This is a genomic window from Rhodanobacter sp. Col0626 (assembly GCF_049994385.1).
GTDB lineage: Bacteria > Pseudomonadota > Gammaproteobacteria > Xanthomonadales > Rhodanobacteraceae > Rhodanobacter.
The window spans coordinates 1,665,674-1,687,111 of record NZ_CP188260.1; the positions used below are offsets into that span (position 1 = coordinate 1,665,674).

The 21,438-nt window shown below is 63.0% G+C and carries 24 protein-coding genes; 7 read left to right on the forward strand and 17 right to left on the reverse strand.

All coding sequences use genetic code 11. The features are described from left to right. Positions 1 to 104 precede the first annotated feature (104 nt). Positions 105 to 899: an exodeoxyribonuclease III gene (xth, locus tag ACPPVV_RS06920; RefSeq protein ID WP_426702727.1), complete on the forward strand. Its 795-nt coding sequence runs from the start codon at positions 105 to 107 to the stop codon at positions 897 to 899. 163 nt (positions 900 to 1,062) lie between these two features. Here the strand turns inward: xth and ACPPVV_RS06925 are convergent, their stop codons facing one another. Further along, a complete protein-coding gene (locus tag ACPPVV_RS06925; RefSeq protein WP_426702728.1) occupies positions 1,063 to 1,689 on the reverse strand; it encodes a DNA-3-methyladenine glycosylase in 627 nt (208 codons plus the stop codon). A 437-nt stretch (positions 1,690 to 2,126) separates the two neighbouring features. On the opposite strand from ACPPVV_RS06925, the gene ACPPVV_RS06930 reads away from it, so the two are divergent. Continuing rightward, positions 2,127 to 2,843: a DUF4386 domain-containing protein gene (locus ACPPVV_RS06930; RefSeq protein ID WP_426702729.1), complete on the forward strand. Its 717-nt coding sequence runs from the start codon at positions 2,127 to 2,129 to the stop codon at positions 2,841 to 2,843. Then, on the forward strand, positions 2,840 to 3,247 hold the full coding sequence (locus ACPPVV_RS06935) for a DUF6326 family protein (protein WP_426702730.1): 408 nt from the start codon (positions 2,840 to 2,842) through the stop codon (positions 3,245 to 3,247). The genes ACPPVV_RS06930 and ACPPVV_RS06935 overlap by 4 nt, the downstream gene beginning before the upstream one ends. A 36-nt stretch (positions 3,248 to 3,283) precedes the next feature. Here ACPPVV_RS06935 and ACPPVV_RS06940 read toward each other — a convergent pair whose 3' ends face one another. Then, the gene (locus ACPPVV_RS06940; RefSeq protein ID WP_426702731.1) at positions 3,284 to 3,748 is read right to left on the reverse strand and encodes an Lrp/AsnC family transcriptional regulator; all 465 of its coding nucleotides are present in this window, start codon (positions 3,746 to 3,748) and stop codon (positions 3,284 to 3,286) included. A gap of 103 nt (positions 3,749 to 3,851) precedes the next feature. Between ACPPVV_RS06940 and ACPPVV_RS06945 the strand changes: the two genes are divergently transcribed. Further along, a complete protein-coding gene (locus ACPPVV_RS06945) occupies positions 3,852 to 4,463 on the forward strand; it encodes a LysE family translocator (RefSeq protein WP_426702732.1) in 612 nt (203 codons plus the stop codon). 40 nt (positions 4,464 to 4,503) lie between these two features. On the opposite strand, the gene ACPPVV_RS06950 is transcribed toward ACPPVV_RS06945, so the two are convergent. The 4 genes from ACPPVV_RS06950 to ACPPVV_RS06965 form a co-directional block, all read right to left on the reverse strand. Continuing rightward, on the reverse strand, positions 4,504 to 5,535 hold the full coding sequence (locus ACPPVV_RS06950; RefSeq protein ID WP_426702733.1) for a C13 family peptidase: 1,032 nt from the start codon (positions 5,533 to 5,535) through the stop codon (positions 4,504 to 4,506). 17 nt (positions 5,536 to 5,552) lie between these two features. Further along, positions 5,553 to 6,239 carry an acireductone synthase gene (gene mtnC, locus ACPPVV_RS06955; RefSeq protein WP_426702734.1) on the reverse strand — a complete coding sequence of 229 codons (687 nt, stop codon included), beginning with the start codon at positions 6,237 to 6,239 and terminating at the stop codon, positions 5,553 to 5,555. A 143-nt stretch (positions 6,240 to 6,382) separates the two neighbouring features. Then, positions 6,383 to 6,940, reverse strand: coding sequence for a 1,2-dihydroxy-3-keto-5-methylthiopentene dioxygenase (locus tag ACPPVV_RS06960; protein ID WP_426702735.1), 558 nt, complete (start codon positions 6,938 to 6,940; stop codon positions 6,383 to 6,385). Then, on the reverse strand, positions 6,937 to 7,587 hold the full coding sequence (locus tag ACPPVV_RS06965; protein WP_426702736.1) for a methylthioribulose 1-phosphate dehydratase: 651 nt from the start codon (positions 7,585 to 7,587) through the stop codon (positions 6,937 to 6,939). Before ACPPVV_RS06965 ends, ACPPVV_RS06960 begins: the two co-directional genes overlap by 4 nt. Before the next feature lie 166 nt (positions 7,588 to 7,753). Between ACPPVV_RS06965 and ACPPVV_RS06970 the strand changes: the two genes are divergently transcribed. Next, positions 7,754 to 8,086 (forward strand): high-potential iron-sulfur protein, encoded by a 333-nt coding sequence (locus ACPPVV_RS06970; RefSeq protein WP_426702737.1) that lies wholly within the window; start codon positions 7,754 to 7,756, stop codon positions 8,084 to 8,086. 439 nt (positions 8,087 to 8,525) lie between these two features. Here the strand turns inward: ACPPVV_RS06970 and ACPPVV_RS06975 are convergent, their stop codons facing one another. Beyond that, positions 8,526 to 9,986, reverse strand: a complete 1,461-nt coding sequence (locus ACPPVV_RS06975) for an amino acid permease (protein ID WP_426702738.1) — start codon at positions 9,984 to 9,986, stop codon at positions 8,526 to 8,528. Between the two features lie 89 nt (positions 9,987 to 10,075). Next, a complete protein-coding gene (locus ACPPVV_RS06980; RefSeq protein WP_426702739.1) occupies positions 10,076 to 11,602 on the reverse strand; it encodes an amino acid permease in 1,527 nt (508 codons plus the stop codon). A gap of 165 nt (positions 11,603 to 11,767) precedes the next feature. Here ACPPVV_RS06980 and ACPPVV_RS06985 point away from each other — a divergent pair, with 165 nt between their 5' ends. Next, positions 11,768 to 12,316, forward strand: a complete 549-nt coding sequence (locus tag ACPPVV_RS06985; protein ID WP_426702740.1) for an NUDIX hydrolase — start codon at positions 11,768 to 11,770, stop codon at positions 12,314 to 12,316. Between the two features lie 10 nt (positions 12,317 to 12,326). Here ACPPVV_RS06985 and ACPPVV_RS06990 read toward each other — a convergent pair whose 3' ends face one another. The 5 genes from ACPPVV_RS06990 to msrA all read right to left on the reverse strand — a co-directional run bounded on the left by ACPPVV_RS06990 (position 12,327) and on the right by msrA (position 18,336). Then, positions 12,327 to 12,848 (reverse strand): 3-hydroxyanthranilate 3,4-dioxygenase, encoded by a 522-nt coding sequence (locus tag ACPPVV_RS06990; protein ID WP_426702741.1) that lies wholly within the window; start codon positions 12,846 to 12,848, stop codon positions 12,327 to 12,329. Between the two features lie 107 nt (positions 12,849 to 12,955). Further along, positions 12,956 to 13,540: a fasciclin domain-containing protein gene (locus ACPPVV_RS06995; RefSeq protein WP_426703186.1), complete on the reverse strand. Its 585-nt coding sequence runs from the start codon at positions 13,538 to 13,540 to the stop codon at positions 12,956 to 12,958. Between the two features lie 161 nt (positions 13,541 to 13,701). After that, positions 13,702 to 15,591 carry a DNA topoisomerase IV subunit B gene (gene parE, locus ACPPVV_RS07000; protein WP_426702742.1) on the reverse strand — a complete coding sequence of 630 codons (1,890 nt, stop codon included), beginning with the start codon at positions 15,589 to 15,591 and terminating at the stop codon, positions 13,702 to 13,704. An 89-nt stretch (positions 15,592 to 15,680) separates the two neighbouring features. Beyond that, positions 15,681 to 17,528: an ABC transporter ATP-binding protein gene (locus ACPPVV_RS07005; protein WP_426702743.1), complete on the reverse strand. Its 1,848-nt coding sequence runs from the start codon at positions 17,526 to 17,528 to the stop codon at positions 15,681 to 15,683. A gap of 103 nt (positions 17,529 to 17,631) precedes the next feature. Continuing rightward, positions 17,632 to 18,336, reverse strand: a complete 705-nt coding sequence (msrA, locus tag ACPPVV_RS07010; protein ID WP_426702744.1) for a peptide-methionine (S)-S-oxide reductase MsrA — start codon at positions 18,334 to 18,336, stop codon at positions 17,632 to 17,634. Between the two features lie 130 nt (positions 18,337 to 18,466). Here msrA and ACPPVV_RS07015 point away from each other — a divergent pair, with 130 nt between their 5' ends. Beyond that, positions 18,467 to 19,282 (forward strand): arylamine N-acetyltransferase family protein, encoded by an 816-nt coding sequence (locus ACPPVV_RS07015; protein WP_426703187.1) that lies wholly within the window; start codon positions 18,467 to 18,469, stop codon positions 19,280 to 19,282. Here ACPPVV_RS07015 and ACPPVV_RS07020 read toward each other — a convergent pair. The 4 genes from ACPPVV_RS07020 to ACPPVV_RS07035 form a co-directional block, all read right to left on the reverse strand. Continuing rightward, positions 19,279 to 19,506, reverse strand: a complete 228-nt coding sequence (locus ACPPVV_RS07020; protein WP_426702745.1) for an RNA-binding S4 domain-containing protein — start codon at positions 19,504 to 19,506, stop codon at positions 19,279 to 19,281. The two genes, ACPPVV_RS07015 and ACPPVV_RS07020, sit on opposite strands and share 4 nt — an antisense overlap. Positions 19,507 to 19,545: 39 nt before the next feature. Further along, entirely contained in the window at positions 19,546 to 19,989 is a 444-nt protein-coding gene (locus ACPPVV_RS07025; protein WP_426702746.1) for a barstar family protein, read from the reverse strand. Further along, on the reverse strand, positions 19,986 to 20,420 hold the full coding sequence (locus ACPPVV_RS07030; protein ID WP_426702747.1) for a ribonuclease domain-containing protein: 435 nt from the start codon (positions 20,418 to 20,420) through the stop codon (positions 19,986 to 19,988). Before ACPPVV_RS07030 ends, ACPPVV_RS07025 begins: the two co-directional genes overlap by 4 nt. A gap of 69 nt (positions 20,421 to 20,489) precedes the next feature. Then, the gene (locus tag ACPPVV_RS07035; protein ID WP_426702748.1) at positions 20,490 to 21,320 is read right to left on the reverse strand and encodes a DUF72 domain-containing protein; all 831 of its coding nucleotides are present in this window, start codon (positions 21,318 to 21,320) and stop codon (positions 20,490 to 20,492) included. Positions 21,321 to 21,438 lie beyond the last annotated feature (118 nt).

The following is a 21,438-nucleotide window of genomic DNA, read 5'->3' on the forward strand; positions in this document are numbered from 1 at the left end:
GATTGGGGTCAATGCTTCACGGATTGCCGATAGGGAGACGCTTAAAGTTCAAGGGAGCTCTGCTCGCCGCTCCACGCCGGGTTTCCGTCCAAGGACATCGTCCCATGCCTCGCAAGAAAACCCTGAAGCTCGCCACGTTCAACATCAATGGCATCAACAGTCGGCTGCCCAACCTGCTTGAATGGCTGGGGAAGGAGAAGCCGGACATCGTCGCCCTGCAAGAACTGAAAGCTGCCGATCAGGCATTTCCGGCGGATGCTCTCGAGGCAGCGGGTTACGGATCGATCTGGCACGGCCAGCCATCGTGGAACGGAGTGGCCCTGCTGGGCCGGGACACCGCGCCCGTGGAGAGCTGCCGCGGATTACCCGGAGACGCTGCAGACAAGCAAAGCCGATATATCGAGGCGGCCATCCACGGCATCGTTGTCGCGGGGATCTACGCGCCGAATGGCAACCCTCAGCCAGGCCCCAAATTCGATTACAAACTTCAATGGATGGAGCGGCTGGCGCGTCACGCCAAATCATTGGTGGACTTGTCACATCCCGTTGTCGTGATGGGCGATTTCAACGTCATTCCTGCCGACGAGGACGTCTACGATCCCAAATCGTTTCGGAAAGACGCACTGCTCCAGCCGGAAACACGACGCGCGTACGAACATCTACTGGAGCAAGGATGGACGGATTCGTTGCGGCACGTGTTCGGCGAGGAGCGGATTTACACGTTCTGGGACTACTTTCGCCAGCACGGCGAAAGAGATCGCGGCTTGCGGATCGATCACCTCCTGCTCAACCCCGTCCTGGCAAAAGGCCTCAAGAAGGCGGGTGTCGACCGATGGGTGCGCCTGCAAGAGAGGCCTAGCGATCACGCGCCCACCTGGATCGAAGTGTCCATTTCCTGATTGTTTGTTCAGAGGGGCGCGATCTTCATCCCTCAGGAAGACTGCGCTATGTATGAGGCAAGAAGAAAGCCGGCTCCCGGCCGCGATTGCATCGACGTCAATGAGGACCACGAGTTGCGCTATGGGGCCAAGACACCGGGCATCACCGCCAAGGCGATAGGCGTCATGCAAGGCCCTTGGCCGGGGTGGATCGGCGGCGGGGTCGAGCAGACACATGGTCATGATCCGGCACGTACCAACGCCAAGGAAACTCGATCGCCTTGCTGATGCCGATGCGTGGTCCCACTACCGGCTCTGCGGAAGGCGCAATGCCGTCGGAAACGATGCAGATGCCTCGATCATTGGTCACCAAGTCGGCATCATCGAGCGCCCTCGTGATGCCCAGGGCTTGTGAAAGTCGTCCGGGCCCGCTGGCGAGCTCCCGGTCTCGCTGGATGGCGGGCCGGGCCCGGCGTATCAGCTCCAGGCCTGCTACCGGTTCCAGGGCACGCAGGAGCACGGCCCAGCCTTGGGCCACCTCACCGCACACGGCATTGGAACACCAGTGCACGCCGTAGGAGAGGTAGACATACAGATGGCCGGCGTCCCCGAACATGGTTGCATTGCGCGGCGTCATGCCGCGGAAGGAATGCGCCGCCGGGTCTTCTTCGCCAGCGTAGGCTTCCACCTCAACGATGCGACCAGCGCGACCGTCCCCCCTGACCAGAATCTTGTTCAGCAGCTCTGGCGCCACCAGGGTCGGATGGCGGCGATAGAAACTTCTCGTTAGCGGCTGCCAATCAGACTTCATTGCCGGCACGGTCCATCACAGTCTCCAAATGATCCCAAGGCGTGGGACACATCTTCGTGGGCCAGTGGGCCCTTCCGATTCTCGATCTTTTCTTCGCGGCGCGGGGAAAAGGCGACTTCATGTCATCGAACATGTGCATCGGCTCGTCTCGATGATGTTCGGACACATGTCATGATCACTTCGACATGGCATGGTGCAACTCCCTTTTCGTATCTCATGACGACACTCTATCCAGTCAATGTGGGCAACGCATCACGTCGAGTTTCGCTGCCGCCTCACAGCCAAACACAGTCACAGGCTGCAGACATGTTGTCGATGCCGGAGCGGGCAGAGGGAGGTACGCCCCGCGCGTTACTTTCGGCACTAATCGATCCGACTCTCTTGCACAGACACTGATCCCGCACGCCGGTTATGCCGCCGATCACAGGGGACATCGCATGACAAATGAAAGCAGTCTCGCTCGCTGGGCGGGGCTGGTCTATCTGGTGGTGGTCGTGACTGGCTTTTTCAGCATGGGCTACGTGCCGGGGAAGATCGCTGCGCCGGGCAACTACGAAGGCATGCTCGCCAACATCGTCTCGCACGAAGCGCTGTTCCGCGCCGGCATCGCGGCTTTCGCGGTCGAGCAGGTCGCCTTTCTGATGTTGCCGCTGTTGCTGTTCCGGTTGCTCGGCTCGGTTCATCGCGGCGTTGCGGTGGCGATGGTGGCGCTCGCCTTCACTGGCGTGCCGATCGCCTTGATCGGTGTGGCGCACCGGTTGGATGCGCTATCGCTTTTGACGAATGCCGTCGGTTTGCCGGCCGACACGGCGCACGCGATGGCCTGGCTGTCGCTGAAGTCGTATGGCCACGACATCTTCGTGGCCAGCCTGTTCTGGGGGCTTTGGCTGTTTCCGTTCGGCTATCTGGTGGCCCGGTGTGGCATGCTCCCGCGCATCCTCGGCGTGCTGTTGATGCTGGGCGGCGCCAGCTACATGGTGGACATCTTCGGCGAGTTGTTGCTGCCCGGGTATGCGGACACGGCGTTCTCGGACTATGTCCACCTGCCGGCGGCAGTGGGCGAAATAGGTACCTGCCTCTGGCTGTTGGTGATGGGCGTGCGCGTTCGCGGCGGGCGGGGTTCATGGCAGGCGAAGGAGCAAGGCCCGACATGACCACGCCAGTGCTGGGCGACATCAAAGTGCATGTGCGGTTCAAGCTGTCGGCGCTGTGGGCGGCGCTGATGTTCTGCTACATCTATGGTGACTATTTCGGTCTCTACGTGCCGGGCAAGTTGCAGGGCATCCTGGGCGGCAAAGGCCCGATCGGTCCGGTGAGCGAAAGTTCGCTGGTCGCGACGGCGCTGTTGCTGGCAGTGCCGGGGCTGATGGTTTTCCTGTCGCTGGTGCTGCCGCCGCGACTGTGCCGCTGGCTGAACATTGCGCTTGGCTTGTTCTACACGGCGATCATGGTGTTGACCATGCCCGGCGCCTGGTGGTTCTACATCACCCTAGGCGTGATCGAGGTGGCGCTGTCGCTATGGGTGGTTGCATACGCGTGGCGCTGGCCCAGGGATTGATGTTGCTTGCCCAGCGCCGAGCTGCATGGCCGTGGCTTACAACGGCAATGCGTAGGATTGCTTCACGATCTGGCTGGGCAGGTCGGTCTTCACGTTCTGGATGCCGTTGGCGCGGGTGAGATGCGTGGTCTGGAAGCGACGGTAGTCGTCCAGGTCCGCGACGACCACGCGCAGCATCGCGTCGCTTTCCCCCAGCATGATGTAGCACTCCACGATCTGGGGAAGCTGCTTCATCGCATCCATGAAGTGTTCGATCGTGTCAGCGTCCTGGGCGGTGAGCCAGACGCGAGTGAACAAGGTCATGCCGATGCCGATCATCGCCGGGTTGAGCACGGCGACGTAGCGTTCGATCACGCCGGCTTCCTCGAGTAGCCGCACCCGGCGCAGGCAGGGTGATGGCGACAGCCCGACTTCCTGCGCCAGTTCGGTGTTCTGCAAACGGCCATCGCGCTGGAGGGCGCGCAGGATCCGTTTGTCCATCTCGTCGAGCTTGATTGGCATGAGGCGCCTCCTTGGGCATGCATTGGAATAATATGCCAATATTTCCATAAATGATGGAATATTTGAAACCCGATTGCTGCCAGGGCGGCGTACGATGCCTGTCATGAATCCGACGACGATGCTGCTCTTTTCCGCCACCGTGCTCCCGCTGATCTGTACGCCGGGGCCGGACATGCTGTTCATTGCTTCGCAGGCGATTTCCGGGAACGCGTCCGCCGGGCGGCGCGCCACGGCCGGGGTCTGTGCCGGTTACGTGGTGCATTCGCTGCTGGTGGCGCTGGGCTTGGCGGCGATCATCGCGACGTCGCCGTGGTTGTTCGAAGCGTTGCGCTGGATCGGTGTGGCCTACCTGATCTACCTGGCATCCCGACTGATCCGGTCAGCGCTCATGGCGGGCAAGCTGAGCTTGCAACCTGGTGCGGGCGGGGCGCCGTTCAAGCGGGGTTTCCTTACGGCCGTATTGAACCCCAAGGGCATGCTGATCTATTTCGCCATCCTGCCGCAGTTCATGCACGGCGCTGGATCGGCGACGTGGCAGGCGTTGATCCTGTCGGCCATTTTCATTGGCCTGTGCGGTGTCGTTTACGTAGTGCTTAGCAGCGTGATCGCCTCGACCGGGAGGGCGGGCAACTTCAGCGACCGTCGCCGCCGCTGGATCGAAGGCGTATCGGGCGGCTTCCTGCTGGCGGCCGCGGGCAAGATTGCTTCGGGTTGATCAAGTCGATTGTCGCCAAGTCGCCAAGTCGCCAAGTCGCCTATGGGCGAGGCAACGTGGAGCTTGCCTGTGCAGGTGCTGACGGTTTGAACGGCACCACTGGCCCGGGCTTGATCGCCTTGCGCCACAGCGCAAGCTGGTTTTCGATGCCGTTGCCGATGTCGATCTGCGGTTCCGATGGGACGAGCTTGTCCTGCTTCTCCCACGTGGCGATGTCGCTGCGGGCCAGTTTGAACGCGTCGATGAAGTTGTCGGTGCGGTTCAATGCATCCACCAGCCAGGCCTTGCCGAAGTAGGTGATGTCGGAATCGCTGCCGCAGCCGAACGAGCTGCGGTCGGCGCGGGCGGCGGTAAGTACCAAGGTCCCGGGGTGGCGTAGCGATGGTACGAAACCGCCGGAGTAGCAGGCGTTGATCACCACCACTTTCCACTTGAACGGATGCATGGACAGGATGCCGGCCAGATCGGTGGCACCGAGCTGATCAAGCGGCAACGGATCCATGTCCAGCAACAAGGTATGGTCTTCGCTGCCGTGGCTGCTGATGTAGAGCAGCAGGATGTCCTGATCCGGTTGCATGACCTTGCCGAGCCCGTCGAGTGCGTTCTCCAGGTTGGTCCAGCTGGCCAGTGGATGGGTGGTCAGGGTGGCCGGATTGTTTTCCAGCACCAGGCTATGGGCCGTGGCGCCGAAACGTCGCGCGAACAGCTGTGCGGCGTATTCAACTTCGTTGTGGAACACGTCTTCGCCGCCGTCGCCGGCCAAGGCCAGCAGATACAGGTTTGGTTTGCCGGCGACGCGCGGGGTCAGTCTGGCCAGTGCATCTCGCATCATCCGTGGCTGTGCGTAAAGCACTTGCTCCGGCGTCGGGCCGGTTGCTGGCCAGCGGTCGGTGCTGTCGGTGCCGATATCGGCGGAGGACGAGACATCCTGCTCGGCCGTGGCGACCGTGGCGGAGACGGATGGCATGGGTGCCGACTGACCGATGACCGGCTTCGGTGCATGTCCGGACCACCCGATCGTGAGCAGCACGCCGGCGGCGAAGGCGATCAGGACGGTCAGGACGTTGCGCATGGAGTTCGTGTGCCGGTTCAGACGGTGATCGCGGCAAAATCGCGATAGACCGGATGGCGTGGTGACTCGGGCGACGATTGGGGCTCGCGCACCAGCCATCCGGTATGGAAGCCGGCGGCTTGCGCAGCGTCGAGCTCCTCCACGATGTCGGAAAGGAACAGGATGTGCCGCGGCTGCTCATCGATCGCCTCGGCGATGCGCCGATAAGACTCGGCTTCGCGTTTCGGACCGGTCTCGGTATCGAAATAACCGGCAAACAGGGCAGTCAGATCGCCCGCTTCGCTGTACTGGAAAAACAGTTGCTGCGCCGGCACCGAGCCGGAAGAGTAGACGTACAGGCGTAGCCCCTCTGCACGCCAGTCGAGCAACCGTGCCGCGACTTCGGGATACAGGTGGGCGCGGTAATCACCCGCCGTATAACCGTCCTTCCAGATCATGCCCTGCAGCGCTTTCAGCGCGGTGGACTTGCGATCCTCATCGATCCAGCGCAACAACAATTCGATGACGTCCTGGCGGTCGGCCTCGATCAGCCCGGCCTCGCTGGCCGCCTCGTGCAGCCAGTGCTGTACTTCGGGTTGGTTGCCATGGGTTTCGACGAAGGCTGGCAGCCGCTTGCGCGCGTACGGAAACAACACGTCGCGGACGAAGTCGATCGAGCTGGTGGTGCCTTCGATGTCGGTGACGATGGCGCGGATTTCGATCATGTGGATATCCAAAGGGACGGTTGCCAGCATAACGCCCTCGGGAATGACGGCGACGTGGTGGGAGCGGCTTCGGGCGCGACGCTCCTGGCGCGATGGCGAACAAAGCGTCGCGGCGGAAGCCGCTTTCACGGAAACGGTTCTGGCTAGGTTCGGACGTTGGGCTGCATCCGTGGAAATTGCCCGGCGATGTCGTCGCCGGTGAAGTTCGCCACCCAGCCATCCTTGTTGGTGAACAGGCGTATCGCCACGAAATAGGGCGACTCGCTCATGTCGAACCAGTGACGAGTGCCGTCAGGCACGCCGATCAGGTCGCCCTGTTCGCACAGGATGTCGTAGACCTTGCCGTCGATGTGCAGGGTGAACTGACCGGAGCCGGCGACGAAGAAGCGCACCTCGTCCTCGCTGTGGGTATGTTCGCTGAGGAATTTCTGGCGCAGCGTGGCGCGGTCGGGATGATCGGGAACGAGGCTGATCACGTCGACGGCCTGATAGCCTTTCTCGTCCATCAGCCGGTCGATGTCGCCGCGATAGGCAGCGATGACTTCTTCCTGGCTTGCGCCGGGGACGATCGGCTGGGTCGCTTCCCACTGTTCGAAGCGGACGCCGACCCTGCCCAGTTCACGTGCAATCGCGGCGTGATCCAGGGTATCGATCGACGGTGAGTGCGGCTGAGTTTCGTCGTAGATGCGCAGTCGGCTCATGATGCCCCCAGCTTTTTCAGGTCAAGCTCGCAGTCGAGCAGGAATTCCAGCGCTTCCAGGTGACGCTGGGTCTCGGTCATGTCGCGGCCCCAGGTATAGATACCGTGGCCGTCGATCAGGTAGGCGTGCAGCGGCCTGCCCGCATCCAGCCACGCATCGACCTGGGCGACCAGTTCGGGCATGTGCTGGGTATTGGGGAATACCGGAATCTCCAGCACGCTTTCGTGAGTGTGGTAGCCGGTGATCGCCTTCTGCAATTCCCATCCCTGCAGCCGGATCACGCCGTCGCTGGCGAAGAGCCGCGAGGCCACGCTTTGCGTGCGCGAATGGGTATGCAGCACCGCGTTGATCTCCGGCCAGCGGAGATAGACCTGGGTATGGAGTGCGGTCTCGGCGCTGGGTCGGGCTTCGGTGCCGACGGGGTTGCCGTCGAGGTCGATCAGCATGATGTCATCGCGATCCAGTCGGCCCTTGTGCTTTCCCGAGACCGTGATGGCCGCATGCGCGGCATCGATCCGCATCGAGAAATTGCTGCTTGTCGCCGGTGTCCAGCCCAGCGCGGAGAGTTCGCGCGCGGCCTCGGCGATGGTATCGGCGCAGCGTTCGAACAGGCTGGCGGGAATCGTGGCGGGAAGAGTCTGGCTCATGCGGTTTGGACGTCCAAATGAGGTTCGATCATACCATGCGCCAAATGGCGCCCTGGCTGGAATGAGAGCCATTCTCGCAAGTCAGGAAAAATTGGGGCGGCCGGCGTAACATCGCTTCGAATCCGGCGCAGGGTGTGCCGGATAGATACCCGACGGAGGCTTGCCCATGTCGAACGAACAAGATATCGAATCGCGTCGCCGATTCCTCAAGATCGCTGCCGGCACCACGGCGGCAGCGGTAGTCATGGGTGGCCTGCCGCGCTTTGCGCGCGCAGCGGACCTGCCGCCGGTGACCGAGGCGGATCCGACCGCGAAGGCATTGGGCTATGTGGAAGACGCAAGCAAGACGACCAACGCCAAGCACAAGGCGGGCGACGATTGCGCCAACTGCCAGTTCTATACCGGCGGCGCTACCGGTCGCGGGCCGTGCCAGTTGTTCCCGGGCAAGTCGGTGAATGCGAAGGGTTGGTGCGTGTCGCACACGCCGAAGAAGGCCTGACATCGCGTACACGTCATCCCACAAGAGGCCGGTTCATACCGGCCTTTTTTTGTTGTGCGCGGCGATGATCGCTGCGCGATGGGCGCAGCCGAATTCGGAGGAGGGATGTGCGAACCGCGTAGGCGAGGATGCCGCGAGAAAAGTGCGGCCCGGTACATCAGGCTGAGGAGCTTGCCGACCTGACGCACCGGGCCACGATCCGGGGCCCACTGCCAAGTGATCAACCCGCGGACTGAGGATGATACTCCCGAGTTCGGCGAATGGGGCGATCAAACGCCAGATTTCTGTTGAAAATTTCTCGTTAAATCCAATTAAAACAATGAATTAGACAAAATATTCAAGAAATTCTGTGAAACGGGCGCGGCGCCGCAGATAACTGCCAGTTCATGATGTTCTACGAAATTAGTTGAAAATTAACTATTTTCGACGAAATTACCGATCATTCTGAACTTTGGGTCTCGGCCGTGAGACGGCGCAGATGGCTGTGCCGTCGCCCGTACAGAAAATAGAGCGCAAATCCGAGCACGGTCCAGATCCCCAGGATGGCCCAGTTGAACCAGTCCAGGCTGAACAGCAGCGCGAAACAGCTGCCTACGCCAGCGAGGCAGGTAAACCAGACCCATGGCACGCGAAACGTCCTGGGCAGGTCAGGCATGGTGTGCCGCAGGATCAGCACGCCAGCACAGACCGCCGAGAAGGCGATCAGCGTGCCCATGGAAGTCAGGTTGGCGAGCAGATCGAGCGGGAATATCGCAGCCAACAGGGCAATCATCGCACCGGTGATGAGGGTGTTGATGTGCGGTGTACGGTAGCGCGGGTGCACCTTGGCGAAGACGCGCGGCAACATGCCGTCACGCGCCATGATCATGAAGATGCGCGGCTGCGCGATGATCATCACCAGGATCACCGAGGACAGTCCGATCATCGCGCCGATTTCCACGATCAGGCGCAGCCAATCCAGTTGCGGGTGCGCTGCGACCGCGGTGACTACCGGCTCGGACGTGTCGAGCACGGTATACGGCACCAGGCCGGTCAGCACTGCGGCCATGGCCAGGTAAAGCACCGTGCAGATCACCAGTGAAACCAGGATGCCGAACGGCAGGTCGCGTTGCGGATTCTTGCACTCCTGCGCGGCCGTGGATGTCGCTTCGAAGCCGATATAGGCGAAGAACACCATCGCTGCGCCGCGCATGATGCCCGACCAGCCGTACTTGCCGTCGCCTTGCGCCTCCGGGATGAAGGGATGCCAGTTTTCCGGATTCACGTAGCGATAGCCGGCGATCACCACGATCACGATCAGGCCCACCTTGACCAGCACCATCAGCGCATTCAGGCCTGACGATTCGCGGATACCGATGTAGCACAGCCATGTCAGCGCGAGAACGATGGCCACCGCGGGCAGATTGAACAGGTGGCCGGTGGTGACAAGATGGCCGTCAACGAAGGCCAGCGGTGCTTCGGTGAGCGCGATGGGCAAATGGAGGCCCATGTGATCGAGCAGGCTGGTGAAATAACCGGTCCAGCTGGCGGCGACTGCCGATGCCGAGATGCCGTATTCGGCCACCATGTTCCAGCCGATGAACCACGCCGCCAGTTCGCCGAGCGAGGCATAAGCGTAGGAGTACGAACTGCCGGAGATGGGAATCAGCGTGGCGAACTCGGCGTAGCACAGCGCGCTGAAGCCGCTGCAGATCGCGGCGATGATAAAAGACAGCAACACCGCCGGACCGGCATGCTCGGCCGCCGCCGTGCCGGTCACCACGAAGATGCCGGTGCCGATGACGGCGCCGATGCCCAACGCGGTAATCCCCCATGGTCCCAGGGTGCGACGCAAGGCCGGGCCGTGGACGCTATCGTCGTTGGTGAAGTCGGTCTTGCGGGCGAGCAACTGCTTGAGCATGGTTATCGTCTTTGGAAGGCGGGACGCGAACTGTTTTTGGATATCGGCACAAACGCGGCGGCCGGCGTGGAGGCGCCGGCCGCTGTTTATCAGTGTGCGTTCTTGCGCAGCTTGCTGTGCCGGTAACCGTAAAAGCCATAGATCAGGAAACCGATCACGATCCAGCTGACCAGTAGCGGCCAGCGCACGACAAAGGCCTGCCAGAAAAGAAACAGACAGGCGATGGCGCCCAACGGACAGACGATCCAGGGCAGCGGAACACGGAACGCGCGCGGCAATTCCGGGCGGGTTTTACGCAGCACCAGCACACCGATGCAGACCGTGGCGAACGCCAGCAGCGTACCCATCGACACCAGGTCGCCCAGCACGTCCACCGGGAACAGGCCCGCAAGAACCGCGGCAATGAAACCGACGATGACCGTTCCGATATACGGTGTGCGGTGCTTCGGATGCAATTTGCCCAATGCCTTGGGCATCAGCCCGTCGCGCGACATCGAGAAGAAGATGCGCGGTTGTCCCATCAGCATCACCAGCACCACCGAGCTCAGCCCGGCGAGGGCTGCGAAGACGACGAGAATCTTCAGCGAGTTGAGCAGGTGGCTCGCGCCAGTGCCGGCAGGGACGTTGCCGAGGACGTAGTTGATGGCGGTAGCCACCGGCTCGGGCGTATTCAGCATGCGGAACGGCGCCACGCCGGTCATGGTCGCGGCCATCGCGATGTACAGGAGGGTGCAGATAAACAGCGAGCCCAGGATGCCGATCGGCATGTCCCGCTGTGGATTCTTTGCCTCGCCTGCGGCCGTCGAAACGGCATCGAAACCGATATAGGCGAAGAACACCAGGGTCGCACCGCGATAGACACCGCTCCATCCGAATTTCGAGCCGCCTTCGTTGGCGGGGATGAACGGATGCCACAGATCGGTGTTGATGTAGTTGAACATCACGATCAGGAACAGCAGGATCACGATCACCTTGATCGCCACGATGACGGCGTTGACCGTGGCCGACTGCGTGATGCCGCGATAGCAGAGCCAGCTGATGGCGGCGACGATGGCGATCGCCGGCAGGTTGATCAGGGTGCCCGTGGTGACCAGGTGACCGGCTTCGTTGAACGTGAGGGGGGCTGAGGAAAGCGCGGCCGGGAGGGTGAAATTCAGCCCGGTCAGCGAGCTGAGCATCCGCAGCATTTCGTTGAAGTAGCCGGACCATGCGACGGCGACCGTCGATGCGGCGAACAGGTATTCCAGTACCAGATTCCAGCCGACGAACCAGGCGACCACTTCACCCAGCGTGGCATAGGAATAGGAGTACGCACTGCCGGAAACCGGCAGCATCGCGGCGAATTCGGCATAGCACATGCCGGCGAGGCCGCAGGCAAATGCTGCGATCAAAAAGCTGATGATCAGCGCCGGTCCGGCGAACTGGGCGGCGGCGGTGCCGGTAATGGCGAAGATTCCGGCGCCGATGACGGCGCCAATGCCGAGCATCACCAGATGTCGTGCGGTCAGTACCCGTTTGAGGGTGACCTCGCCTTCGGGGCCGCCTTCTACAGGTTCGCCTGCATCCACATGAGGCATCGCCTCAATGGAGTGAGTGGCAAATAGACCTTTTATCATCTAGCTCCCCTTCGGTATGGTTGCCCGCTTCCATTTCGAGGCGTTGGATGGATACGGGCACGGCAATGGCGGGCCAACATAGCCCAGCAGTAGAGGTAGTACAAGTTTCGTTCAGGCCGCGCGGAGACCTGCCGCGATGCGATCCACCCACTTCAACGGATGTCCATGCAGCAATCGACTATCTTCACAACCGGCGCGCTCCAGCGCTACCGTGACCAATGGCAGGGGGAGTCCGCACTCGTCCGGCAATTCGAGGGATTCCTGCGTACGCATGCGAATGCATTCGAACGCGCCAACACGGCCGGCCACTTCACCGGTTCATGCTGGCTGGTCAGCGCGGACGGCGAACGCGTACTGCTGATGCATCACCGCAAGCTGGATCGCTGGCTGCAGCCGGGCGGGCATGCCGATGGCGAGACCGACCTGGCGAGGGTGGCGTTGCGCGAGGCGCAGGAGGAAACCGGTGTGCCGGATCTGCGTATCGAAGGGGACATCTTCGATATCGATCGGCACCGTATTCCGGCCCGCGCGAACGAACCGGAACATTGGCATTACGACGTGCGTTACGTCGTCCGCGCGGGCGTGGACGAGCGATTCGTGGTGAACGCAGAATCGCGCGCGCTCGCATGGCGGCCAGTCGCCGAGATTGCCGATGACGAAGGCCTCGATGCTTCCCTGCGGCGCATGTCGCGCAAATGGTTGGCGCTGTCGTAGGGGCGCGCCATTACGCGTACCTGGCGGGTGCCGGATTAAGATGGCCGCAGGCGTCGCAGGTGCGCGCCTCGCGTGAGCCGTAGAAGCGGTCGAACACCGGCGGGAAGTCGTGTTCGATGCTGTCGAGTTCGAAGTACTCCTCGTACAGCTTGTGGTTGCAACGTTCGCAAAACCACAGCAGGCCATCCCGTTCGCCGGCGATGCGCCGTCGCTCGATCACCAGTCCGATCGACGCCGGCATGCGTTGCGGCGAGTGCGGTACGCGCGGCGGCAGGTAGAACATTTCACCGGCGCGGATCGGGATGTCGCGCGCCCGGCCATCGTCCTGCACCTTCAGCACCATCTCGCCCTCGACCTGGTAGAAGAATTCGGGGCCTTCGTCGTGGTGGTAATCGGTGCGCGCGTTGGGACCGCCCACGATCATGATGATGAAGTCGCCGTCGACGATGCATTTGTTGCCGACCGGGGGTTTCAGCAGGTGGCGGTGTTCATCGATCCAGCGCTGCAGGTCGATCGGTGGTAACAAGGCCATGCGGATTGCTCGTGGATAACCAGTCCGCACCTTAGCGCCGTCGAAGACACAAAAAAAGCCGCCCGGTGAGGGGCGGGCGGCTTTCAAGGACAGACAGCGCGCGTGCCTTACGGCATCAGCACTTTATCGATCACGAAGATCACGCCGTTGGACTGCATCACGTCGGCAATCGTGATGTTGGCTACGTTGCCCTTGTCATCGGTGACAGTCCAGGCGCTGCCGCTCTTGGCGACCGTGATCGAGTCGCCCCCGACGGTCTTCAGCATGGCTTTGCCGCCACCGGCCATCACGGCCTTTTCAAGATCGGCCGAAGTCATCTTTCCGGCTACAACGTGGTAGGTGAGGATCTTGCTGAGCATCGCTTTGTTGGCGGGCTTCAGCAGGTTGTCGACCGTGCCGGCTGGCAACGCAGCAAAGGCCTCGTTGGTCGGCGCGAAAACGGTGAACGGACCCGGGCCGGAAAGCGTGTCGACCAGGCCGGCAGCCTTTACCGCCGCCACCAGGGTGGTGTGGTCCTTGGACTTCATGGCGTTCTGCACGATGTTCTTGGAGGCGTACATCGCCGCGCCGCCCACCATCGGGTTGCTGTGCATGGCCATCGAGCCCGCGGCATCGGCCTGTGCAGCCATGGCCATCGGCGCAACAGCCGCCACCGCCAGCACCATCGAAACGCCCATCGCCAGAGTGCGCATTCGGTTGTTCGTCTTCATCGCGATATCTCCATGCATATTCCGCTTCGCGGATTGGAAGCATGGGGATATACGGCGCATTGCGGCGCGCGGATGCAACGGCACGCGATGGCGTGTCACGAGGTTCAGCGAAATGAAGTGCGGCTGACCGCAGCCAACGGCGATCAGACTTCCAGTGTGGCCAGGTCGCCCTTTTCTTCCAGCCATGCCTTGCGGTCGCTGGCACGCTTCTTGGCCAGCAGCATGTCCATCAGTTTCGCGGTGCCATCGTCCTCGCCGATGGTCAGCTGCACCAGTCGGCGTGTATCGGGATGGATGGTGGATTCGCGCAGCTGCGGCGGGTTCATCTCGCCCAGGCCCTTGAAGCGGGTGGTGCTGACCGCGCCCTTCATCTTCTCGCGCTCGATCCGCTGCAGCATGGCTTCCTTCTCGCTCTCGTCGAGGCAGTAGAAAACCTGCTTGCCCACGTCGACGCGGAACAGCGGCGGCATCGCGACGAACACATGGCCTTCGCTGACCAGCTTCGGGAAGTGCCGCAGGAACAGCGCCGCCAGCAAGGTGGCGATGTGCAGGCCGTCGGAATCCGCGTCGGCGAGGATGACCACCTTGCCGTAGCGCAAGCCGGAAAGATCGTCCTTGCCCGGATCGCACCCGATCGCCACGGCGAGGTTGTGCACTTCCTCGGAGGCCAGCACCGAGGTGGACTCCACTTCCCATGTGTTGAGGATCTTGCCGCGCAGCGGCAGGATGGCCTGGAACTCCTTGTCACGCGCCTGCTTGGCGCTGCCGCCGGCGGAATCGCCCTCGACCAGAAAAAGCTCCGTGCGGGTGAGATCGGTGGCAGTGCAGTCGGCCAGCTTGCCGGGCAGGGCGGGGCCCTGGGTGATCTTCTTGCGCACGATCTGCTTGGCTGCTTTCAAGCGTGCGCTGGCGCGCTCGATCGCCAGCTGCGCGATCCGTTCGCCCGTTTCCACATGCTGGTTGAGCCACAGGCTGAAGGCGTCGTGGATGACGTTCTCGACCATGCCGGCGGTCTGTCGAGAGGACAATCGTTCCTTGGTCTGGCCGGCAAATTGCGGGTCCTGCAGGCGCGCGGACAGTACGAACGACAACCGCTCCCATACATCTTCCGGCGCCAGCTTCACGCCGCGCGGCAGCAGGTTGCGGATATCGCAGAATTCACGGATTGCGGTGGTCAGGCCGGTGCGCAGACCGTTGACGTGGGTGCCGCCCTGCGCGGTGGGAATCAGGTTGACGTAGCTCTCCTGTACCAGCTCGCCTTCGGGCAACCAGGCCAGCGCGACTTCCAATCCTTCGACGTCGCGCGCCATGTGATGCACGAACAGCTCGTTCGGCAGCGCTTCGATGCCGTCGAGTTCGCCGCGCAGGTAATCGCGCAGGCCGTCCTCGTAATGCCATTCGATGACTTCGCCGCTGGCTTCGTCGGTGAGCTTCACGTTGAGGCCGGCACACAGCACGGCCTTGGCGCGCAACAGGTGCTTGAGTTTGCCGAGGGATATTTTCGGCGAGTCGAAATATTTCGCTTCCGGCCAGAAACGCAAGGTGGTGCCGCTGCGCTTCTTCGGCACGCTGCCGATGACCTCCAGCGGGCTGACCTTGTCGCCGTGCGCAAACACCATCTGGTATTCGGAGCCGTCGCGGCGGATCGTTACCTCGACCCGATCGGACAGCGCGTTCACCACGGAAACGCCGACGCCGTGCAGGCCGCCGGAGAAGTTGTAGTTCTTGCCGCTGAACTTACCGCCGGCATGCAGCCGCGTCATGATCAGCTCGACGCCGGAAACGCCTTCCTCGGGGTGGATGTCCACCGGCATGCCGCGGCCGTCGTCGCTCACTTCCACCGAGCCGTCGTCGTGCAGCACCACCTCGATGGTCTTCGCGTGGCCAGCCAGCGCCTCATCCACCGAGTTGTCCACCACCTCCTGCACCAGATGATTCGGGCGGGTGGTGTCGGTATACATGCCAGGACGGCGTTTGACCGGGTCCAGGCCGGACAGGACTTCGATATCGGCGGCGTTGTAGCGACTGCTCATGCGTGTGTTTCGATCCAGACAAGACGACAAAGCATGGGGTGCGCGGGCAGGCAGGGTCAAGCCGATCAGTCGGATCTAGTCAGCCAGATCTAGCGATAGCCCTGCGCCTGCAGCGAGAACAGGTGCGCATAGTGACCGTCCAGCGCCATCAGCTGTTCGTGGTCGCCGTGTTCAATGATCCGGCCATCCTGGATCACGATGATCTGGTCGGCCATGCGCACGGTGGAGAAACGGTGCGAGATAAGGATGGCGATGCGGCCGCCGGCCAGTTCGCGGAAGTGCTCGAAGATGCTCGCCTCGGCGGCGGCGTCCATCGCGGCGGTCGGTTCGTCCAACACAAGGATGTCGGCGCGCGAGCGCATGAAGGCACGCGCCAGCGCAATCTTCTGCCACTGCCCGCCGGACAGCTCGCGGCCGTCGCGGAACCACTTGCCGAGCTGGGTCTCGAAGCCAGCCGGCAGGCTGTCGATGAAATCGCTGGCCATGCCCTTGTCGCTGGCTTCGCGCCAGCGCACTTCATCTTCGAAGTGGCTGACGTCGCCGGCGCCGACGTTCTCGCCCACGCGCATCTGGTAGCGCGCGAAGTCCTGGAAAATCACTCCAATGCGCTGCAGCAGGGCGGTTTCGTCCCAGTCGCGCAGGTCGGTTCCATCGAGCAGGATGCGGCCGCTGTCCGGCGAGTACAGCCGCGTCAGCAGCTTGATCAGGGTGGTCTTGCCCGAGCCGTTCTGGCCGACCAGGGCCAGCGATTCGCCGGGGCGGATGTGCAGGTTGATGTCATGCAGCGCCGGTTCGCCGGCGCCGGGGTAGGTGAAGCTGACCTGCTCGAAACGGATGCCGTCCTCGGGTTTCGCGCCGCGCTGCGCGGTGCCGATCGATGGCGGCACCGGCGTTTCCAGATATTCGTACAAGGTCGACAGGTACAGGTTGTCCTCGTACATGCCGCCGATCGCCGACAGCATGGCCGATACCGCCGACTGGCCCTGGCGGAACAGCATCAGGTACATCGTCATCTGGCCCAGCGTGATGCGCGCGACAACCGTGCTGGCGGCGATCCACGCATATGCGCCGTACAACGTAAGGGTGCCGAGCAAGCCCAGCCCGAAACCCCAGCTTTCGCGGCGAACGGTGAGGTCGCGGTCGTCGCGGTAGAGCTTGTCGAAGATGTCGCGATAACGGCCCAGCAGCAGTGGGCCGAGGCCGAACAGCTTCACTTCCTTGGCGTGGTCTTCGCGCGCCAGCACCGTTTCCAGGTACAGCTGCATGCGCGTTTCCGGCGAACGCCAGCGGAACAGCCGGAACGCATCACCGGAAAACTTTGTCTCGGCGAAGAACGACGGCAGCCCGGCCAACAGCAGCACGGCCACCGCCCACGGCGAAAACTGGAACAGCAAGGTGCCGTAGCTGATCAGCGAGATCGCGTTCTGGCCGAGCCCGAACGTGCGCGTGACCAGCGATAGCGGCCGGCTCGACGCCTCACGGCGCGCACGGGTGAGCTTGTCGTAGAACTCCGAATCCTCGAAATGCGCCAATTCGAGCGTCAGCGCCTTCTCCAGGATCATCACGTTGACGCGCTGGCCGAGTTGCGCACGCAGCAGCGACTGGCACATCGACAGCCCGCGCTGCGCGCCGGCCAGCGCTGCCACCAGCAAACCTTCCAGCGCGACCCATTCGAACACTGGCCGCAGCGAAGCCACGCCGCTGGCCGCCCACACCTTGCTGGCATGCACCACGGCATCGACGATATGAGCACCGATATAGGCCACGCCGGCCGGCAGCAAACCGGCCGTGAGCGTGAGCAGGGCGAGCGCGATCGTCAGCGCGTGGCTGGTGCTCCACACCAATTCCAGCGCCCGTCCGCTGTAGCGGAACACCCCCAGGAAACTGCGGGTGAGTTCGGTCGATTCGGCCGGTGGCGGAGAGGCGTGTGGCGGCACGTGGGGAGATCGTCAGGCCAGCAGCGCACATGCGCGGAAGTCCCGAGATGGGGGCCGTGCCGCTTCACGCAAGTCGGTGCGCGCAAGTCAGTACGGGCAAGCGTCAGTGCAATTGCACGTCGACGATCTGCTGGTCTGGCTGGTACAGCGCCGGGAACTGTTGTTTCAGGCGCGCCACCTTCGGGGCATCGTTATAGACAATGTACGGATTGTCGGGATGCCGCTGGAAGTAATGCTGGTGATAGGCCTCCGCGGCATAGAACGCCCGCAGCGGTACCACCTGGGTGACGATGGGTGCCGGAAAGGACTTCGCCGCGGTGAGCTGGGCGATATATGCGTTGGCGATCTGCTTCTGCTGGTCGTTGCCATAGAAGATCACCGAACGATACTGCGTACCGCTGTCCGGACCCTGCCGGTTCCGTTCGGTGGGGTCGAGGGCGACCGAGAAGAACACCTGCAGCAAGGTGCCGTAGCTGACTTGTGTCGGATCGAACAGCACGCGCACCGATTCGGCGTGGCCGGTATTTCCCTCGCTGACCAGGTCATAGCGCGCGGTATCGGCGTTGCCGCCGGCATACCCGGCAATCACTTTGTGCACGCCCTTGACGTGTTCGAAGACCGCCTCGATGCCCCAGAAGCAGCCGCCCGCCAGCACGGCAACCTGCTCGCCGCGGGCGGTAGTCGGGGCATCCGTGGCGGGTGCCGGCAAGGCCGCATCGCTGGCGGCGGAAACTGGCTGGCAGGCGCTCACGGCCAGCATCAGCATGGTGGCGAGCGGGGCGGCAAGAATGGCGGTGCGACGTATCATGGGAACCTCGCTGGCGCTGGATGGCGGGCATGGCCCGGTTACCTGTTCTTCGCTGGCCGGGCGGCGCCGGTTACCTGCGTTTCGCCAGGGGCCGGGTATGATCGGTACCCCGGTTTTCATGGAGTACGAGATGCAGGGTTCGGTCGACCTGGAGGCCTATCTGCGGCGTATCGACTGGCAGGGTACGCCCGTCGCCAACCTGGTGACACTGCGCTCGCTTGCGATCGCCCACGTGAATGCCATCCCGTTCGAGAATCTCGACCCGTTGCTCGGCCTGCCCGTGGATCTGGGCCTCGCCGCGCTGGAGCGGAAGCTGGTACATGACGGACGCGGCGGCTATTGCTTCGAACAGAACCTGCTGTTTGCCGCCGTTCTGCGGACCATCGGCTTCGAGGTGTCCGGCCTGATCGCACGGGTGCTGTGGCACAGACCGGAGGATGCGATCACTGCGCAGACCCACATGTTGCTGCGGGTCGAAATGGATGGTGAAACCTGGTTGACCGACGTCGGTTTCGGCGGTCAGGTGCTGACCGGCGCCTTGCGACTCCAGCCCGACATCGAGCAGGCCACCGGACACGAGCCTTTTCGGCTGGTGGTGCGCGAGGGTGACTGGCGCATGCAGTCGCTGATCCACGGGCAATGGCTGTCGTTGTACCGCTTCGACCTGCGGCCGTGTCCGCTGATCGATTACGTGGTGGCCAACCATTATGTGTCCACTTATCCGGAGTCCCACTTCGTTGGCAACTTGATTGCCGCCCGCACCACGCCCGACCGCCGCCTGAGCATGCTCAACCGCGAGTTCACCGTGCGCCGGATGGACCGCGAACCCGAGCGGCATACCTTGCGCGACAGTGCGGCGATCCGCCGGGTGCTGGAAGAGGAATTCCTGTTGCGCCTGCCGGTGCACGCCGATCTCGACCGGCGGCTGGACGCGTTGCCGGATTAGCCTGCCGGATCGGCCAGTACGCGGATTTCCACGTCATCGATGGTGGCAATCTGGCCTGCGTGAATTTTGCAGGTCTTGCGCAATTCGGTGACGCCGTCGACCTTGACCGCGCCGGTGGCGACGATGGCCTTGCCAGCACCGCCGCTGTCGCACAGGCCGGTCAGCTTCAACAGCATGTTGAGCTCGACGTAGTCGCCTTCCAGTTCAAAGTCGATGGTTTGCATGGGGATCCGAAATCAGGAGAACGACAAGGATGACACGCTTCACGCCGGCGGGTGGCCGTCGTCGAACGCGCTGTCGGGCAGGGCCAGGAAGGCGAACCATGGCTTGTCGTGATCGGTGCCGAACGTCGCGGCGTCATCAAGGATGCCGAGCAACACGTTGCAATCCGCCTCCGCTGCCTGGCGCAGATCATCCACGTGCTCGAACAGCAGCACATGACCCCAGGCCGGCATCCAGCCGAGATCGCGCAGGCAGTCGGCCAGCGCGTCCCAGTTGTGGCCGAACGTCGCCGGCAGTTGCAGCGACACGGCGAGACGGCGCAGCAATTCGGTCTTGTCGTGGCAGCCGGCCAGGTCGGTGCGGCACACGCACAACTCCTCGCGCGCGGCGGCTCGCGCTAGGCGATCGAGATCGTTGACGCCGACGAAATACACCCCGTTTTGGCTCGCCCGGGTCAGGTCCAGGTCGAAACCCCGCACGCTCACCGGGTCACCTCGAAGCGACGGAAGCTGCGGTAGTGATCGTCGGTGTAGTACCAGGCAACGGGCGGCGTGCCGCCGGTGATGATGCGGCGTGCGCCGCGGTTGCGCGCCCCGGGCGTTTCCACCGTGTACTCGTGGTAATAGCCCCGCGGCTGCTTCGGCAGCAGGCCTTCGTAGTTGCCGAATACCACTCCGTCCTGGCTGTGTTCGAACGGACCGCCGCGAGCGATCCGGTCGAGCATTTCGCGTGCCTCGGCAGGCAGGAAGGACGGCACGCCGGCGTTGCCTGCCTGCGGAACACGCACGGTATCGCCGTGGCTTGTCGGGATGCTGCCGCCGCTGTCCGGCACCGATGGCGCATTGGTGTGCCGGTTCCAGATCGTCACCGCGAGAACGACGATCACGAGCAGGATCAGGGGCTTGAGCTGGCGCATACGGGTCGCTGGTGGATGAACGCGTCGCGAGCTTAACAGGGCATCGACGCCAGGCGTGCCGTCAGGGCATCAGCCGGCGTCGACGCGCGACTGCAACGCCATCGCCGCAGCAGGATTGCGCTGCTTGGCGGCGCTGATGAAGAAAATGAACACATCGCGTGGCGACCCCTGGGGTTCGGTGGCAGCGACATGCGGCAGTTCGTCGATATCGCCGCCTTCTGCCCAGGCTCGCGCACGTTGCGCCCAGCGATCCAGCTCGGTCGTTGCATAACCGGTCGGAACCTTGTCGACGCTTTGCATCAACCGGGCGTAGCTGAAGTCACCGGTCCGGTCGGCCAGCGAGGGATAGTCGGGAGAGTCGGTGAAGACGGTCGGCACGGCATGTGAGCGCGCCAGTTCCACATAGCGCTCGCACTCGAAGCTTGGATGTCGTACCTCCAGCACATGCCGCAGCGGCCGGCCGGCGAGTTCGCGTGGAAGCGCGTCCAGAAACGCGGCAAGGTCGTCCGCATCGAACGGTCGCGACGGTGGCAGTTGCCACAGGATCGGGCCGAGCCGGTCGCCCATCTCGGCCAGTCCGCCCTGCACGAAACCGTTGATGCCCTTGCTGGCCTCGGCCAGTCGCCTGCCTTCGGTGATGTAGCGGGGCGCCTTCAGCGAAAACACGAAACCGTCGGGGGTTTCGGCTGCCCATTTCGCATAGGTGGCCGCCTTCTGCGCACCGTAAAACGTGCCGTTGATCTCGATCGTGCGCAGTTGGCGGCTGGCGTACTCCAGCTCGCGCCGCTGCACCCATTTGGCCGGGTAGAAGTTGTTGCGCCACGGCGCAAAAGTCCAGCCGCCGATGCCGACGCGGATACGTGGGTGACTGGCTGGAGCAGGCTGGGCAGATGTCGGCATGGAACCATCCATCGCATGGGGACACACCATCTTAGCCGGGCCAGGGTGGCTGACTGGGCGGACACGATCGGGTTACGTGACTTTCAGCGCTGGTCTCGCGCCCGGTTTGCCACGATAG